This window comes from Maridesulfovibrio pacificus (SeqCode) (assembly GCF_048612815.1).
GTDB lineage: Bacteria > Desulfobacterota > Desulfovibrionia > Desulfovibrionales > Desulfovibrionaceae > Maridesulfovibrio > Maridesulfovibrio pacificus.
In genome coordinates this window covers 172,245-188,303 of the sequence record NZ_JBLZNE010000002.1, presented here as the reverse complement: position 1 = coordinate 188,303, position 16,059 = coordinate 172,245, and the positions used below count along the sequence as shown (strand labels likewise).

General features: G+C 44.5%; 13 protein-coding genes and 1 tRNA gene. 11 read left to right on the top strand and 3 right to left on the bottom strand.

Going from position 1 to position 16,059, the window contains the following annotated elements:
- Nucleotides 1–31 precede the first annotated feature (31 nt).
- Together ACNI23_RS18305 and ACNI23_RS18300 are read left to right on the top strand one after the other, a co-directional pair.
- Nucleotides 32–107 (top strand) — tRNA-Ala (locus ACNI23_RS18305).
- Nucleotides 108–609: 502 nt separating this feature from the next.
- Nucleotides 610–786 (top strand): hypothetical protein, encoded by a 177-nt coding sequence (locus ACNI23_RS18300; RefSeq protein ID WP_420250711.1) that lies wholly within the window; start codon nucleotides 610–612, stop codon nucleotides 784–786.
- A gap of 119 nt (nucleotides 787–905) precedes the next feature.
- Here ACNI23_RS18300 and ACNI23_RS18295 read toward each other — a convergent pair whose 3' ends face one another.
- Nucleotides 906–1,136 carry a DUF2267 domain-containing protein gene (locus ACNI23_RS18295; protein ID WP_420250710.1) on the bottom strand — a complete coding sequence of 77 codons (231 nt, stop codon included), beginning with the start codon at nucleotides 1,134–1,136 and terminating at the stop codon, nucleotides 906–908.
- 665 nt (nucleotides 1,137–1,801) lie between these two features.
- On the opposite strand from ACNI23_RS18295, the gene ACNI23_RS18290 reads away from it, so the two are divergent.
- The gene (locus tag ACNI23_RS18290; RefSeq protein WP_420250709.1) at nucleotides 1,802–2,311 is read left to right on the top strand and encodes a DUF6653 family protein; all 510 of its coding nucleotides are present in this window, start codon (nucleotides 1,802–1,804) and stop codon (nucleotides 2,309–2,311) included.
- A 178-nt stretch (nucleotides 2,312–2,489) separates the two neighbouring features.
- On the opposite strand, the gene ACNI23_RS18285 is transcribed toward ACNI23_RS18290, so the two are convergent.
- Both ACNI23_RS18285 and ACNI23_RS18280 read right to left on the bottom strand, forming a co-directional pair.
- On the bottom strand, nucleotides 2,490–2,999 hold the full coding sequence (locus tag ACNI23_RS18285; RefSeq protein ID WP_420250708.1) for a DUF8051 family protein: 510 nt from the start codon (nucleotides 2,997–2,999) through the stop codon (nucleotides 2,490–2,492).
- A 2-nt stretch (nucleotides 3,000–3,001) separates the two neighbouring features.
- The gene (locus ACNI23_RS18280) at nucleotides 3,002–4,009 is read right to left on the bottom strand and encodes an alpha/beta hydrolase family protein (protein WP_420250707.1); all 1,008 of its coding nucleotides are present in this window, start codon (nucleotides 4,007–4,009) and stop codon (nucleotides 3,002–3,004) included.
- 145 nt (nucleotides 4,010–4,154) lie between these two features.
- Here ACNI23_RS18280 and ACNI23_RS18275 point away from each other — a divergent pair, with 145 nt between their 5' ends.
- From ACNI23_RS18275 to ACNI23_RS18240, 8 genes are all read left to right on the top strand, one after another.
- Nucleotides 4,155–4,562, top strand: a complete 408-nt coding sequence (locus tag ACNI23_RS18275) for a GFA family protein (RefSeq protein WP_420250706.1) — start codon at nucleotides 4,155–4,157, stop codon at nucleotides 4,560–4,562.
- A gap of 520 nt (nucleotides 4,563–5,082) precedes the next feature.
- Nucleotides 5,083–7,083 (top strand): hypothetical protein, encoded by a 2,001-nt coding sequence (locus tag ACNI23_RS18270; protein ID WP_420250705.1) that lies wholly within the window; start codon nucleotides 5,083–5,085, stop codon nucleotides 7,081–7,083.
- Between the two features lie 145 nt (nucleotides 7,084–7,228).
- Entirely contained in the window at nucleotides 7,229–7,993 is a 765-nt protein-coding gene (locus ACNI23_RS18265; RefSeq protein WP_420250704.1) for an HPP family protein, read from the top strand.
- A gap of 155 nt (nucleotides 7,994–8,148) precedes the next feature.
- On the top strand, nucleotides 8,149–9,780 hold the full coding sequence (locus tag ACNI23_RS18260; RefSeq protein WP_420250703.1) for a sigma-54-dependent Fis family transcriptional regulator: 1,632 nt from the start codon (nucleotides 8,149–8,151) through the stop codon (nucleotides 9,778–9,780).
- Between the two features lie 217 nt (nucleotides 9,781–9,997).
- Complete coding sequence (locus tag ACNI23_RS18255; RefSeq protein ID WP_420250702.1) at nucleotides 9,998–10,234, top strand: hypothetical protein; 237 nt, start codon at nucleotides 9,998–10,000, stop codon at nucleotides 10,232–10,234.
- Between the two features lie 250 nt (nucleotides 10,235–10,484).
- A complete protein-coding gene (locus ACNI23_RS18250; protein ID WP_420250700.1) occupies nucleotides 10,485–10,931 on the top strand; it encodes a GNAT family N-acetyltransferase in 447 nt (148 codons plus the stop codon).
- A gap of 119 nt (nucleotides 10,932–11,050) precedes the next feature.
- Nucleotides 11,051–14,353, top strand: coding sequence for a S8 family serine peptidase (locus ACNI23_RS18245; protein WP_490722703.1), 3,303 nt, complete (start codon nucleotides 11,051–11,053; stop codon nucleotides 14,351–14,353).
- Nucleotides 14,354–14,509: 156 nt separating this feature from the next.
- Entirely contained in the window at nucleotides 14,510–15,985 is a 1,476-nt protein-coding gene (locus ACNI23_RS18240; RefSeq protein ID WP_420250697.1) for an adenylate/guanylate cyclase domain-containing protein, read from the top strand.
- Nucleotides 15,986–16,059: the final 74 nt, after the last annotated feature.

The following is a 16,059-nucleotide window of genomic DNA, read 5'->3' as shown; positions in this document are numbered from 1 at the left end:
TTCTATAAACACTTCTTCACCCAACGCAAGTGGGGCTGTAGCTCAGTTGGGAGAGCGCTTGAATGGCATTCAAGAGGCCGTGGGTTCAATTCCCTCCAGCTCCACCAGATATTTCAAGAGGTTATCCAGTTTTGGATAATCTCTTTTTTTGTTTTTATTGACTATATAGTTAAAAAATAAAAAGCTTTACTTCTTGCTGCGAATGGCTGAGTCTAACCAACTCAGCGTGACTGGACGCACGATTACTTCTTGGCCCCCACTTGGGCAACATACGTTCCACGTATGCTTTAGATTTACTCCCCCCGTACCAGATCCTTCCAAATATCACCCGGAATATCCGGGCTCGCCCGCTGTCACGCGTTGTCGTTTGTCTTACTTTTTCCCAAGGCTTTTATAGCCCTTACATATTTTCGTTTGGCCGTCGCATCAACGCCGGTGTCAAACTCTGTGGCTATGTCACTCCCTCTCACAGTCAACGAAGCCAAGCCACGGGCGGAACGTCCGCGTTGGTAGTTTTTTCTGCATCGTAGCAGGATATATAAACTGCCCCTCGTACTGAGGGGTGGTTACCAAGTATTCATTTCTCTCACAACAAAACAGGAGATCGCCATGGCAAAGCCGAATTATTCATTTGCAAAACGCCAGAAAGAGTTGGCTAAGAAGAAAAAAAAGGAAGAAAAGAGGCAGCGCAAGTTGGCGAAAAAGCAAGATGATCAGGAACGAATTGAAGAAGATGTTGTGCTGGAAAATGATTATGAGCAGCAGTCTCTTCGTGATGTACGGTAATAAATTTAGCGTGCTAACTGCGCTATACTGATTAGATCCCCCTACATGTATTCAAGAGGTCTAGGGTTCAATTTTCTCCAGCTACATTATATATTTCAAAGGTTTAGAAGGTTATGCTTCTAAGCCTTTTTTCGTGGAATATGCAAATGAAATTGAAGGAAGGTCATTCTAGGATGGACTTGATGAAGGCGTCCCTCAGAGGGAGGCATGTTCGAAAAGCGGATTGCATCGTGAAGAGTGAGCCTTCTTCTGAACACTTGGAATACGCCTTGTGTCATCGTGTAGGCCATGTGCCTAGTCTGTAGTCCGGCTTTTGTCTTTACTCCGCCAAGGAAGTCGGTAAACGTCATGGCCGCTATTTAGAATTCTTGCGGATAAGACATGTCGCAGTTGATAGCCTTAGTTCTCGGAATAGTAACTTTAAGGCCTGTCAGAAATTGTTGTCTGATCGGTTTATTCTGTGTCCAGATCCTGACTTGCTAATGGTGACGTGCTGTCCTGACCTTGGTTCTTTGCCATAACATCCAATGCAATGTCTTCGTCATGGCAACAAACAAAGCCCCGAGCTTTTTGCGCTGAGGCTTTCCTCGTATATGGAAGGTTCAGTCGTGAAGGTACTAGCTCTAGACATTGGAGGCTGCACTTCGGTCCAGAGCTTCTTGCCAGAAAAAGTCCGGGAAGAAGGGCTGGTTTTGTTTTTCCATTTGCCGGAAAATTTATCCTGTGTTTGGACCCAGATTACGGGAGAACGTCATGTCGTGAAGAATGGTGCCTTCAAGAACAGCATTCAAAAGGATCGTGGGTTCAATCGTCCAGCTTCACTAAAAAATTTTAAAGGATTATAAGATTTTACTTCTGATTTTTTTGGAGATATACATTATAATATACAAATGATATTGGGTTGTTGGAGGGTGGTTTTCTTGAGAGATCGTTCCCAACATGACGGTGCGCTGGCTGGTCGTTCATTGCGCTCATGAAAGGCGATTTAGTTGTTCACTTATTATGAGAAGGGCCAATGACTCTGGAAAGAAGGATAGCAAAAGTATTTCGATTGACGGATGCAAATTGGATGAAACATTCCAATCCATGGAGTGTATGGACAAGATATTCAGTTCTTCCATTGATTGTGATGGCGTTTTGGAGTCGAGTATGGATTGGATGGTGGTGTTTGCTCCCTGGAATAGTGTCCTTGCTATGGATGTTTTTTAATCCAGTTTTTTTTAGTAAACCAAGATCAACCAAAAATTGGGCATCCAAAGCAGTACTTGGGGAAAGAGTTTATCTTAACCGAGATAATGTTGAGATCCCTGATAGCCATAAAACACCATTGTATAGTATTCTGAAATTGATTTCTTTTACTGGTATTGTGTTATCAATATGGGCAATTATCTGTTATTCAATTTGGGGTGTAGTTCTTGGAGGCGCACTGACATATCTTGGTAAGAGTTGGTATTTGGATCGCATGGTCTGGTTGTATGAAGTAATGAAAACAGAGAACAAGGAATATCAAGAATGGGAGTATTGACCTATAGATAGGCCCGCAATCCTCTGGCACCAAATTTGATTTCATGACCAACCTGCTGCCGTTCAAATGGCATTCAAGAGACCTAGGGTTCAATACCTCCAGCTCCACCAGAAATTTCTAGGGCTTACGATCTTCATCGTAAGCCCTTTTTTAGATGGTACTGTTTAAATTACTATTTCTAAAGTGGGTGGTGGCCCATTGCAGATATTGTTGCATATATAACAATAAGGGCAGCAAGGATTGTCAGGATGATTTTAACCATTAATGGCAGTTTTGGTTTTTGAAAGCTGACCGATTCTTGTTTCCTGCCGTGAAGGGCTAAAATTGCTGCTGCGGTCAGAGTTCCACCTAATACGAGACCAATCCATTCCAGCTTGGCAAGTGTAGGTGGCATCGGATTGAGAGAAACCGGAAAGATATGCCCAAGGTCAAGCAAGTATACAGCCATATACGCGGCGCCAAGTATTGCCGAAATGACATACCATTTATCCTGTTTGTACACAAAATAGCATACTGCAAGGCTTCCGAAACCTAGGGAAGTCAGAAAGATGTTGAAGCAGGCGAGCACGATGGGAGAGTATTCCGTAAACTCACGTGTTTCAATGTTCCCTCCGGGAATCATGAGTGATAAGTTGGCTACTGAAGCTGCCAGCAGAATTGTTACAACAAGTCGTATTGATTTCATCATGTTTACTCTTTTTTCAGCAAAGGCATTGTAATGATAAGGTTGTACAGTTTTTGATGGAGATCACGTCGTAGAGTCTTCTCCCCGTCCATACATACAAATGCAACATCTTCTTCTTTCAGTATATCTATTCCGCCTGCTTTACACACCTGCATAAAACTGAAGTGAGTTGCGTCTGCGATCTCTTTATAGTGAGTCGTTTTTGAGAAATTTACTTGCTGTGGCAGCAAGTGGGTTTTGGGAGGAACGTTTTTATCTAAGCTGGCACCAATGATCAATGTTGGTATTGCGATTGCTTTCAATGATTTTTGGGTGAAGGATTCCATGAAACCTGGGGCTATTGCAACGGCGGCAGTAAAGCGTGTATCCTGTAAATCCATTGCAGAGTTTTTGTAAAAGGCCTGGTCCAGTTTGGAAAAAGTCGGCTTGAAGTAGCGACATGCTTTATCGTCATGTGAAGCGCAAAATTCAAGATAACGATGCATATCCAGTCGTGCTCCAGCCAAAGCAAGTGCGCTGTATCCGCCAAGAGAATAACCAACAGCAACTATTCTGGATTGGTCAATATGGCTCTTGAATCGTGACTTAAGTATTTCCCCTAGCATAAAGGTAGCATCTTTGGGTTGATCCCAGACCCTTATTACTGAGGCAGCAGTTGCATTGCCCGAGGTGTAGCCTGGATGATTAGCAGCTACAGCAATGGCACCGTCCTCCGCAAGGCGTGCCGCAAGCCACGAAAGGTTACGCCAGTTACCCGTTGTACCATGTAAAATGATATAAAGCGGATAGTTTCCCTCTTTGATCGTGCCGTTTCTTACGGCGTTGAAACCTTCAAATACAGGATTGTCCGCGAATTTTTCGGTCTTTCCTCTTTCACAGGGGTACCAGATATAGGTGTTAATTGAGCGGTCTCTATTGGAATCAGTGAAAGATTCTTTCACTATACCAACTTCCGCCCAAGCAAACGCTGTATGAATAATGAATATTGCTAACAGTAAGATTGTTTTTTTCATGATTCTTTGTTGTAAATAGTAATTGTTTTTGGGGGGTGGATTTTTTGGGTGTACAGCTGATATTCTTAAATGTAATAGTAATTATTGTCTTTTGGTAAATGAAAAGCAACTAAAAATGGCAAAAGCTTAATAGTGAGAGTGCTCGATGGAACATAAGGGAACATGTCTTTGCGGCAAAGTGTCTTTTGAAGTTGAAGGCGACTTTGAGAATTTTTATCTTTGCCATTGCGAGCGGTGCAGGAAGGATTCAGGGTCGGCTCATGCTGCCAATTTATTTTCTTCTACGGCCGAGTTGAGGTGGCTGTCAGGAGAAGAATATGTCCGGGTGTTTGATCTGGAAGGACACATCAAAAGTTTTTGCACTAATTGCGGTTCAGCTCTGCCAAATATTCAGATGGCTGGAACTCTGCTCGTCGTTCCAGCGGGAAGCCTTGATAGTGATGTTCCGATTAGACCCGATGGACACATCTTTTACGCAAACAAGGCCAATTGGGATGCAGGATTAGAGACTATCACCGTTTTTGACAAGCTTCCTGCAGAGGATAATGAGTGATTAAAGAACAAAGTGTATTTTATTTATAGGTTTAATTAATTTTTCTAGGGTACAATACTTGTCACTTGGACGAAGTCCAAGGGGGAGGGAAGTCACTTCTCCGCAGTTCCTCTCGATATTTTTTTAAGGACTCACGCTGAAAATCGTGAGTCCTTTTTTCGTTTGGGGAAATCGTGAGTAAAACACTTTTTGAAGGCCACTCTGAATCAAAGGGTCACAGGCCCGATTAATCAAATTTCCAGCAGTTGCTTTAAGTCTCAATTACAACGAAATTTTATTGTCATCACACGAAATTACGTTTTATAAACGAAAAATAGTTGCTGAAGTATAGGTTGCAAAAATAAATAAGATATAATTTCAGTGAGTTATGTCCCTTTGCCTCGTAGGCACAGCTCTTGCCTAATGGCTGAATAAAATAATTCTATTCAACGCCTTCGGGGAATCTTCTAGTAATAGCAATAATTGGTTTGTGTTACTCAAAGTGCCTCCTAGAGGTGAAATAGCCATTGAGGAATGCAAAATGGGAAAAGAAGACCACGCACATAAGCATGATCATAGTCACGGGCACCATCATCATAACCATAACGATTTTACGGACTACAAAAATGCAGTCAAAGAATACCGTCAGTCCTTTGCCAGCAAACAGGATGTAATGGAGCAGGCTCCTGATCCGGCTGTACGGGACATGGTTAAATATATGGATGAACAGGGGGTCGAAAATTGTTTTGATCGTTTTGATAAACAGAAGCCTCACTGTACCTTCGGGCTGGCAGGTGTGTGTTGCAAAATATGCTCTCTGGGGCCCTGTAAAATTACCGAACGATCTCCGCGAGGAACCTGCGGGGCTGATGCTGATCTTATTGTTGCCCGTAATCTGGTCAGGTCTGCTGCGGGTGGCGTTGCCGCACATGGTGCTCGTGCTCGGGAAATTATTCTTACTCTGAAAAAAGCCGCAGAGGGTGATGTGAACCTTCCTATTGAAGGTGTGAATAAAGTTAAAGCTGTTGCTGATATGTTCGATCTTGATGTTAAGAACAGTTCGATCGAAGAACTGGCCGGACAAATCGCAGATATTCTTCTGGAAGATTTAAGTCGAGCAGTCCCCGGAACCCATAAGACACTTGATGCTGTAGCCACGTACGAACGAAAACGAGTCTGGGAAGATCTCGATTTACTTCCTATAGGTTCATACCATGAAGTCTTTGAAGCATTGCACCAGACCACAGTGGGTACTCAGGGAGACTGGCGTAAAGCCATGGACCAATTCATGCGTCTCGGCGTAGCATTCTCAATGAACAGTGTTGTCGGTGGTTCTATTGCAAGTGATTGTCTATACGGCGTTCCGCAACGTACAACAGTTAAAGCTAATCTTGGAGCATTGCAGACCCATTCTGTAAATATTGCTGTTCATGGCCATGCTCCTCAGATGGCAATGGAAGTGATAAAGACCGCCCGTAGTGAAAAGTTTATTCAAATGGCAAAAGAAGCGGGAGCAACCGGTATACAATTTTACGGTATCTGTTGTTCAGGGTTGTCGTCCCTGTACAGGCTTGGAGGAGTAATCCCCCTTTCCAATGCTAACGGATCGGAGCTTGTTCTCGCAACAGGAGCTCTTGATCTTTGGCTGGCTGATATTCAGGAAGTCTTTCCGGGTATTATGGATGTGGCTAACTGCTACAAGACTGTAGTTGTAACCACTAACGAATCGAACCGTTTGCCCGGAGCAGAGCATATTGGTTATAAGCGGGACCTTTCAGATCTGGATAAACTTCCTGAACTGGCTGAGCGCATTGTTACCCGTGCAATTGAAAGCTTCAAGAATCGTCGCGATGTAAAGAGGCATATTCCCGGACACGCTATTGAGGCAGAAGTAGGATTTAACCTTGAAACACTCAAGGCCCGTTATGGTTCACTTTCAACAATTGCCTCAGCCCTGATTGAAGGAAAGATTAAGGGAATCATCAACCTCGCCGGATGCACAAACACCAGAATCGTATTTGAGAAGGCCATTGTGGATATCGTCGATATCCTGTTGAAAAACAACGTACTGGTTTTCACCAACGGATGTGCTTCTTTCCCCATGGCTAAACTGGGATATTGCTCCAGTAAAGGACAGGAGAAGTGTGGCGACAAGTTGCTTAAATTCCTTGGCCCCAAGATGCCTCCGGTATGGCATTTTGGCGAATGTATAGACAACGCCCATTCGGTGGCAGTGTTCAGGGAAATCGCAAAATATACCGGACGCCATTTGAAAGATCTGCCCTTTGCTGAAGTGACCCCGGAATGGTCCAATGAAAAAGGTGTTGGGGCAGCCCTCGCCTATCGCATGCTCGGTTTCGACTCCTACCACTGCGTTCATGCCCCTGTGCACGGCTCTCGAAAAGTTGAAGAATTCCTTTATAGCGGCACAAAGGAATTGCTCGGCTCCTGCATGAACGTTGATCCCGATCCTGCAAAAGTAGCCGCAATGATCCTCAGGGATTTTGATGAAGCCAGATCTAATGTCTGCTGGCGGTCATAGTCCAATTTGCAATAACGTTTGCCTGTAGCCTCGATGGCCTACACAGCCGCCCCCGGTCTTTCCGACTATTTATAGCCGGGGGCGGCTGTGCAACCATCCGGCTTCCTGTCATGACTAATTCGTAATGATATCCCTGGGGTAACAGATGCATTTCAGATCAACTTCGGTTCAGTTCAGATTATCCAAACCATGCCGTGAAGAATTTTCAAAAGAATTATACCGTCCGGGAGTTGTCTCGCTGACCCGTATTGTCTGGGGATCTCTTGGTGGGGGATTACTGTTGTGGCTTATAGCTGTTCTCACCCGTAAAACAGGAATCAATGTCCTTTATCCTCCTCTTGCCGCAACATGTTTTATAAATACTACCTGTGTCTTTTTGCGTGTTGCACGTCCAAAGTCCGTAATTGTAGGACATACGGTAGCCTCAATCTGCGGATTGGCCGGGGTCTGGATAGGAAATTATATTGCCCCGGGTTCTGAATTCATAATTCCCTTGAAACTTGGACTTTCCGTCATGCTGGCGGCTGTATTCATGCAGATATTTGATGCCGACCACCCACCTGCAGCCGCTACTGCAGCCATACCGGCAATACTCCCGCTCCCCATGCCGTGGTACTCGTTCCCTCTGCACATGGCATGGGGGGCCACAATAACCGTTATTTTCGCGTTTATCTGGAATAGAATCTGGTTTGAATTTCCTGCCCGGGATAGTGATAACTGCGTCAAAAACGCAGGGCTATACATGGAAAAGATTCAAATTGCAGGGTTAGCAATATGTATAGTCAGTTGTATGATCATGTGTTTTCAATCCATATCTCCCGCCGTCAGGATGTTAGGTCTCAGCGGTATGGCTGCAGGAAATATAATTCTCGGGACACATCATTTCCAAATATTACCCCAAGCCAATTAACAGGAGGGATTTTCATTAGAAATTAATAAAGGGCAGGGCATGGATTACCGGATGTTGATAACCTGAGATATACCTACCAACCTCAAAATAATATCCCCATGTCCTGCCCCATAAGACTATGTGCGCAGCCATTTCTATTGTCAGCCGGAATAATTATGTTTAGAACTTCAGGTATGGCAGACGAAAAAACTTTTCACTTCAGGAATGAGAAAGTGCAATCTCTTTTACTGGAGATGGGGCAACAAAGGTCTACCGGATCTCTTTTCACTCTTATCGTAAATCGGCTGGCCCAATTCCCGAATATTTCCCTCGCGCGAATCTGGCTGATCAAAAATGGTGATATCTGTCCCTCATGCCCTTTACATGATGAGTGTCTGAATCAAAAAGAATGTCTGCACTTAGTTGCCAGCGCAGGACAGTCCGTTTTTGATTCTGCTGTAGATTGGGCTCGTATTGACGGTGATCATCGACGTTTTCCTTTAGGAGCCAGAAAGGTAGGACACATCGCTGCCACAGGTACTCCCGTCATAGTGAAATCAATATCCAAAGACTCAAAGTGGATACTCCATCAGGACTGGGCAAAGCGAGAAGGAATAAATGGATTTGCCGGTCAACCGATGGTTTACCATGGTGAAACCATGGGCGTTCTGGCTGTTTTTACCAAGAGTGAAATCGCTCAACCCGCTCTTGATATATTGAATATTATCTCAAACCATGCTGCGGCAGCACTTGTTAATGCGCGCGCTTTTGAGAAAATAGAAGAACTGAGCCGTCGTCTTGAGTCCGAAAACAGCTATTTACGTGAAGAGCTGTTGAGTTCGACATCTTTCGGCGGGTTTATTGGTCAAAGTGCTCCATTACAGAGAATTATCCAGCAGATAGACCTCGTAGCATCCACAGATGCCAGCGTGTTGATACTGGGAGAATCAGGAACAGGAAAAGAACTGGTTGCCCGCGAACTTCATCAGCGAAGCGCACGCCGAAGCAGGCCCATGATTAAAGTTAATTGCGCTTCCATTCCCAAGGATTTGTTTTCCAGTGAATTTTTTGGTCATGTTAAAGGGGCATTTTCCGGTGCTGTTGAGAACAGGGTCGGTAAATTCGGTGCTGCGCACAAGGGAACGCTGTTTCTTGATGAAATAGGGGAGATCCCCCTTGAACAGCAGGCTCACCTGCTTAGGATTCTGCAGGAAGGAGAGTATGAACGTGTCGGGGAGGAAAAGACTCGTAAGGTTGACGTAAGGATTATTGCCGCAACCAACAAGGATCTTAAAACCGAGGTTGAAAATGGAAGGTTCAGGGAAGATCTCTATTTTCGGCTTAATGTCTTTCCCATTGATGTCCCTCCGCTACGAGAGCGAAAAGAAGATATTGTGCTCTTGGCAAATCATTTCTTAAAGCAATTTCTTTTAGAAATTAAACGCCCTGTATTTCAATTTACGGCTGCACAGCTACAAAAGCTGGCTCAATATTCATGGCCCGGTAATGTTAGAGAGCTTCAAAATATAGTTGAACGTTTTGCGATCACTTCCAGCTCTGACCCAAGGAATCTAGATTTCTTTAACAGTTTAAAGTCAGAGTTACCGTCAGCTGAACAACCCCTAGCCAGCGATTTCAATAAGCAGATACTAACTGAGCAGGAAATGGGTCAGCTACAGAAAGAAAACATAGAAAGAGCCCTCAAACTGTGTCGGGGTAAAATATATGGAACTGATGGTGCCGCAAAATTGTTGGGTTTAAAGCCTACAACTCTTGCCAGCCGTATCAAAAAGCTGAATATTGATTAGTCGTTTCCACCAGAATTTTTTTAAGGACTCACGATTTTCATCGTGAGTCCTTTTTTCGTTTGGATTGTTCTTCGCAACACGGAAGATGAATTTAGTGTAAGAAAGTGAATAAAATTATATAAATTCATTTTCTGCTTCCACTTTGCTAGTATGTCTTTTAAGACATATAGTGATCTCTGAACAAATGCAGAACAATCAAAAACAATGAGGACAGGAAATGAACGCAGAATATAAGAAAGTCAAAAGCATTTATATCGGCTACCACCCTCGTACCCATGACGGCAGTTCTCCTAAATCACGCAATCGAAGCGAGTCTGTCGAGATCATGGATGCCTTCAATAAAAAGCAGGCGGATGACCATCTGAAGGCCGAGGTCGTGGGAATTGCTTTTACAGATCTTTGCGCCGTTGCCGTTATGGAAAAAAACATTGGCAAAGTTTGGCAGTATCTTTAATTTAAGGTATTGAAAAAACAACATAATTACTAATGGTGTCAGATTGAATATGATTGATTGCCTTGTTTGAGAATTTGGTGTCGCGGAGACTTTAGTCCTCCATAGCTATATAGATATTTCAAGGACTTACAATTGATATTGTAAGTCCTTTTTTTGTTGAGTATATAATGGATTCAAAATGATATCGGAGTGATAGAAGGGTAATTTTTACTCGTATTCTATTGTTTATAAATAATAAATGAGGCAAAAAATGTTAGTAAAACCACTTAGTGAAAAGTATCTTGAGGATTTAGTAGATGTCGTTGATGAGTACCGCGAATTCTGTGGTTTTGGAAAAAGAGATGAAGCAACGAAGGCGTTTTTTAAAAGAATTTTGGAAAACAACGATGCAGCAACATTTATAGCTATTAATGATAATGATGAAGTTATGGGTTTTGTAAATTTATATCCTTCTTATTCAACTCTGGCACTGGAAAGGATATGGATTCTGAATGATTTGGGCGTATCCAGTAAATTCAGAAGATTAGGAGTGGCTAATGTCCTTATTGATGAAGCGATCAAGTTTGCCCGCTCAACAAATGCTATAAGAATCGAACTTAAAACTGGCACAAAGAATCTCAATGCACAGAAGTTGTATTCCAAGCTTGGTTTTAAAATAGATAACGGTAATGTTTATTACAGAGTCCCGATTCACTAGTCGAGAGTGTTTTATTTCTCGGATGTTTTGTCTGGGCGAAAACTCAATCTCATATTTCTTGACATGATAGTACGTTGTTTAATATTGCAGCATAACAACGAATACTAAGGGAATATATAGTGCGCCGATCTCATTTTGCTGTAGTTATACAATTGTTTTTGTTTTGTACTGTTTTTGTCTTGGTGTCGTCTAAATCTGCATCGTCAGAAGATGGTGCGTTATCAACGCCTAAACTGTTTTTCCAGAATCAACAGGTTGATCCTTTGGAAAGTTCTCCGGGCGCCTCCCTTTTTCTACCGGATACGACTTCATCCTCCTCTGTAAAATCTAGTGATACCAGCACTGTATCAAAAGAAACTTTCTCAAGACGTTTATTCTTTTCCGCCCCCCCGATAGTTGAACAATATGATTATTATGTCGTGCAGTTCTCAGGGCCTGTGCAATCTGCGTGGAAAGAATCGCTAGCCGATCTGGGGGCGGTGTTTTACGACTATATTCCTCAGTACGCATTTATCATTAAGCTTGTGACTGCAAAGGCTGCTGCCGTAGAGGGGCTTAGTTTTGTTCGTTGGCTCGGCGAATATGAGGCTGATTTGAAGCTGTCGAGCGATATCTACGATATTACTCCCGGTAAGCTTAAAGAGCAGGGCAGTCTGCTGGATGTTAGGGTGGTTGCTTTCCCCGGCGAAGATGTGCGTTCACTGGAACAGGAAATCCGTTCGGCAGGCGGCTCTGTCCTTTCAAGCTCGTCATCTGAGTGGAAAGTTCAGCTCGAAGTCAGGATTTCAATTCAGGAAGTGGGCGGTCTTAAAGACATCAAGGGAGTTAAATGGATTGAGAAAGCACCGGAACATCGCACCGATAATAATATTGCAGTGGGTATAATCGAAGCCCGTTCAGTGCAGGATAAAGTCTGGCCTGTTTCAGGCAGCAAGTTTTTTGGTGATGGGCAGATTGTCGCTGTTTGTGACAGCGGAATTGATACCGGAGATGTTGATACTCTTCATGAGGATTTCAGTGACGGTCAGGGTGGAAGCAGAGTTGTCAGCAATAACGTGTTTTCAGGGGCAAGTATCAAGGACTATAGCGGACACGGAACTCATGTTGCCGGGATTATTGCTGGAAACGGAGTGGAGTCAGGATCTTCTCCTGCTGAGAATAAATTCCCTTCCAGCTGTTATGCTGGTATAGCGCCCAAGGCCCGGCTTTATGTTCAAAGCGTTGGGGCTGATGATGGCAGCTCCCGTTTACCGGGCATACCATCGGATCTCACAAATCTTTTCCAGCCGGCTTTTGATGCAGGAGCCCGTATCCATAGCAACAGCTGGGGTACTTCCGGTGTCGGGGATTATAGCAGTGAGTCTGTCAGTGTCGATGAGTTCATGTGGACTAATAAAGATTTTTTGATTCTTTTTGCCGCGGGTAATGCTGGCTATGACAAAGACCAGGACGGTATCGTTGATCTGTATTGTATCGATACTCCGGCGACAGCAAAGAACTGCCTGTCAGTAGGGGCTTCAGAGTCGTACCGCACTGGAAGCACGGAGGGATTTGCAGCCAGAAGCTGGGGGGAATTCAGGACTTACGCCGATCCTATCGGTTCTGATCCTACTTCTGACAAGCCGTATGGTGTGGCTGCTTTTTCCAGTCGAGGTCCAACCATTGACGGCCGCTACAAGCCGGAGGTTATTGCGCCGGGCACTAATCTCCTTTCCACCCGTTCTTCAGCACAGTACGGTAACGGGTGGGGTGCTTTTAACGATGACTATTATTGGTCAGGCGGGACCAGCATGGCTACCCCTCTGGTCTCTGGTACAGCGGCCGTCTTCCGCGAGTATCTGATTAAGGAAGAAAGTATAGCCGAACCAAGTGCCGCTCTGGTCAAGACCGGCCTTATTCACGGGGCGGTTTCTCTTGTCCCCGGTCAGTATGGGACAGGGACTACGCAGGAAGTTCATGCGGCTCCCGATGATGTTCAGGGCTGGGGACGGGTTAATCTTGAGGCTTCTGTCAACTCTGATGCCCGATACAAGGTTGAGTATCATGACGTAAAAGATTCCGCTCCTGCAGATAATACCTACCTGCGCAATTTTACCTTTGAAGTTGAGAATGACGTAAAACCGTTTAAGGCGACACTTGGGTGGACTGACTATCCCGGATCGTCTGCGGTTGGCGGTGGGCTGGTTAATGATCTGGACTTAAGGGTCAGGCAGCCTGATGGTACATGGGTTTACCCTGATAACGCGGTAGGTCTCAGTCCTTTGACTAAGTACCTGTATGTTACCAGTGTTAGCGGTATGTATAAAGGCAGCGCAATTGGTGTACGGGTTACTCCTCCTTCTTATCCATCTACTCTTGAGTCGGTTATTCTTGCATATTCTAATAGTGGCAGCATAGCTGAAGAGGTTTCCATCGTTGTTTACCGGTATGACGGTGGAGTGGGAGATGAAATTTTCAGAAAGACCTTCGCATACATTCCGTCAGGAGAATATGCCTTACCGGTTGGACTTACCATTGCTGACGGTAGCGTGGTGGTAGCTGTAGAAAAGAGCGGAAGTTCATCAGGCGTTTATTGTCAGATTGGAAATCCTACTACACGCGGTTTGGTTAAGGTCGGCGGTCTTTGGCAGCAGGCATCTATCACGCCCGGTATGGGGGTTACCTTCAGGACAAAGGTTGCTGCAACCAGCTTTGACCGTTTGAATAATACCGTTTCGGTGACAATCAATAAGCCGCAGAAAGGCACATATACGGCGGAAATCTCGGCTTATAATATTCCTGTCGGGCCTCAGCCCTATGCCTTGGCGATGAGCGCAATGGTCGGTGATACTCCGACATCAGGAGAGATTGAACTTAATACAGATCAGCCCGATGCGCCCACTTCTACATTTTTAAGTAAGACCCGTGAGACACGTACAGCTCAAAATGTAAATACCGTATATGGAACAGCATTTGATAATGTTTACAGTGATCAGTCTGCGTTTTGTGTCCAGACTCAAGCAGGCGGGGTTCTCAGCGTTCGATATGCTGCAACCGGGCTGCCTGAAGTTAAGGCAAACGAATTAACTCTCGCAAAGCTTTTTAGTAACGGCACTAATACATATTTCAACTATGCCAATTTTGAGGATTATACAGATGGGAATTGGTGGCTGACAGACGTGTCCGGTAAATATGTTGATCCCGTCCGGGCATTAAACGCCACGGCTCCATATTATATTGTCTCAGTGGTAAAGGATGGCGGGCCTTATGATGAAAACCCGGACCCCGGGGTGATAGATGATCCCCAGATTCTTGGTATAAACAGCGCTGGTGGCAGCGGAACCGGATGTACCGTTGGGGTTAACGATGAATATAGTTTGCTTTTCTTAGTGTTGATTGCCTTTATTTCCGTGTCCTTACGCCTACGCCGCAACAGTGAATAAAATCTAAAGACCCTCGTTTGTTGAGGGTCTTTTTTGTTAGGACTAAGCGATTCTAGAAAAATCTTTTGCTTATATGGTTTGTCATATTTATGTTTTAATATCCTTTGCAGTTGGGTAAAGATGGTTTGAAAGGCAGGTTGAAAAAGGAGAATTATTGTGCCGAAAAGGAACCGCCCGACAATATTTATTGTAGATAGAAATAAACCTGAAATGGATGTCTTCGCGGAAATTCTGCGTAATGATTATGCCTTGCTCATGGCAATGAATGGGGCGCATCTGTTTGAAATAGCGGCAAAAGAACAGCCGGATCTAATCCTTTTGGACGCAGATTTACCTGAAGTCGATTGTCGGGAACTGGGCAGAAGGCTCAAGCTGAGCGAACCGACTCGCAATATTCCTCTTCTTTTGATCACAGGAGAAACTCGTCCTGAGGAAGAATACAGCTATTTTGAGGCCGGTGTTTTTGATTTTATATACCGCCCTTTAAGTCCGCCGATGGTTTTACGGCGTGTTGCTTCCGCATTGATCCAGAAAGAGCAGGGAGACAGGCTGGCAGAGTTGTCAGATAAACTGGGAAGGTATCTTTCCCCTCAGGTTTACGAATCCATCTTTGAAGGCACTCAGGATACTCTCATCGGTGCCAAGCGCAAAAAACTGACTATCTTTTTCTCCGATATCGTAGGTTTCACTTCCACCACTGAGCGTATGGAACCTGAGGATATGACCGCTCTGCTGAATAATTATCTTGACCGGATGGCATCCATCGCACTGAAACATGGGGGGACTATCGATAAATATATAGGTGACGCGGTGCTTATCTTTTTCGGCGATCCTGTGTCCCAAGGCTACAAAGAGGATGCGGTAGCATGTTTGAATATGGCTATTGAGATGCGCGATGCCATCAAGGAAATGCAGCAGGAGTGGTTTGAGCTTGGTATTTCCAGTCCGTTTAAAATCCGAATGGGAATCAACACGGGTTTTTGTACTGTGGGAAACTTCGGCTCCAAGCAGCTTATGGATTACACCATTATAGGCGGTCAGGTTAATGTCGCTGCCCGCTTAGAGCAGAATGCTCCGCCGGATCAGATTTTGATTTCCCATGAAACATGGGCATTAGTGAAAGAAGATTTCCGTTGTTTGGGACGAGAGGCTATTTCTGTCAAAGGTATTCAGCATTCCATCCGTACCTATCAGGTTATAGGTAAAGCCGATGCTATGGATCAGGATTTGGAAGGCTCGCTGGGAGAAATGGTTTGGCCTGCAGATACTATTGCAATTGACAGCAAAGTTTCCGATGCCCTTTTAAAGCTGCGTGACAGCGGTGAATGGTCCTGTTTGATTGTTCTTGATGGGCTCTCTCCGGTGGGCATGATCACTAAAGGGCGTATGGATGAAATAGTGCGCAAGGAAACAGATAAGGCCCTTTTTCTGGACCGTCCGGTATCCGTGGTTATGGATAAGGAACTATTGGTGCTTCCTTCTGAGTCAGGGCTGGAAGAAGTTGCCCGCAGCGCCCTTTCCCGTGAAGGCAGTTATACATTTGATCCAATTGCCGTGACTAACAGGGGGGAATTTGCCGGATTGGTTTCTGTCAGATGTTTGATGCAGCGAATGCTTAGCCCTACCCCGTAATTTTTTTCTTTTCTCTGATGAAATAAACTTTCAGCTAAAAGTATGATGTCTAACCCTGCCATATGAGTATGAAT

Bases quoted from the DNA above. Each gene is read 5' to 3' on its own strand.
- ACNI23_RS18300 (WP_420250711.1), top strand. From the start codon at position 610: ATGGCAAAGCCGAATTATTCATTTGCAAAACGCCAGAAAGAGTTGGCT.
- ACNI23_RS18295 (WP_420250710.1), bottom strand. From the start codon at position 1,136: ATGACGTTTACCGACTTCCTTGGCGGAGTAAAGACAAAAGCCGGACTA.
- ACNI23_RS18290 (WP_420250709.1), top strand. From the start codon at position 1,802: ATGACTCTGGAAAGAAGGATAGCAAAAGTATTTCGATTGACGGATGCA.
- ACNI23_RS18285 (WP_420250708.1), bottom strand. From the start codon at position 2,999: ATGATGAAATCAATACGACTTGTTGTAACAATTCTGCTGGCAGCTTCA.
- ACNI23_RS18280 (WP_420250707.1), bottom strand. From the start codon at position 4,009: ATGAAAAAAACAATCTTACTGTTAGCAATATTCATTATTCATACAGCG.
- ACNI23_RS18275 (WP_420250706.1), top strand. From the start codon at position 4,155: ATGGAACATAAGGGAACATGTCTTTGCGGCAAAGTGTCTTTTGAAGTT.
- ACNI23_RS18270 (WP_420250705.1), top strand. From the start codon at position 5,083: ATGGGAAAAGAAGACCACGCACATAAGCATGATCATAGTCACGGGCAC.
- ACNI23_RS18265 (WP_420250704.1), top strand. From the start codon at position 7,229: ATGCATTTCAGATCAACTTCGGTTCAGTTCAGATTATCCAAACCATGC.
- ACNI23_RS18260 (WP_420250703.1), top strand. From the start codon at position 8,149: ATGTTTAGAACTTCAGGTATGGCAGACGAAAAAACTTTTCACTTCAGG.
- ACNI23_RS18255 (WP_420250702.1), top strand. From the start codon at position 9,998: ATGAACGCAGAATATAAGAAAGTCAAAAGCATTTATATCGGCTACCAC.
- ACNI23_RS18250 (WP_420250700.1), top strand. From the start codon at position 10,485: ATGTTAGTAAAACCACTTAGTGAAAAGTATCTTGAGGATTTAGTAGAT.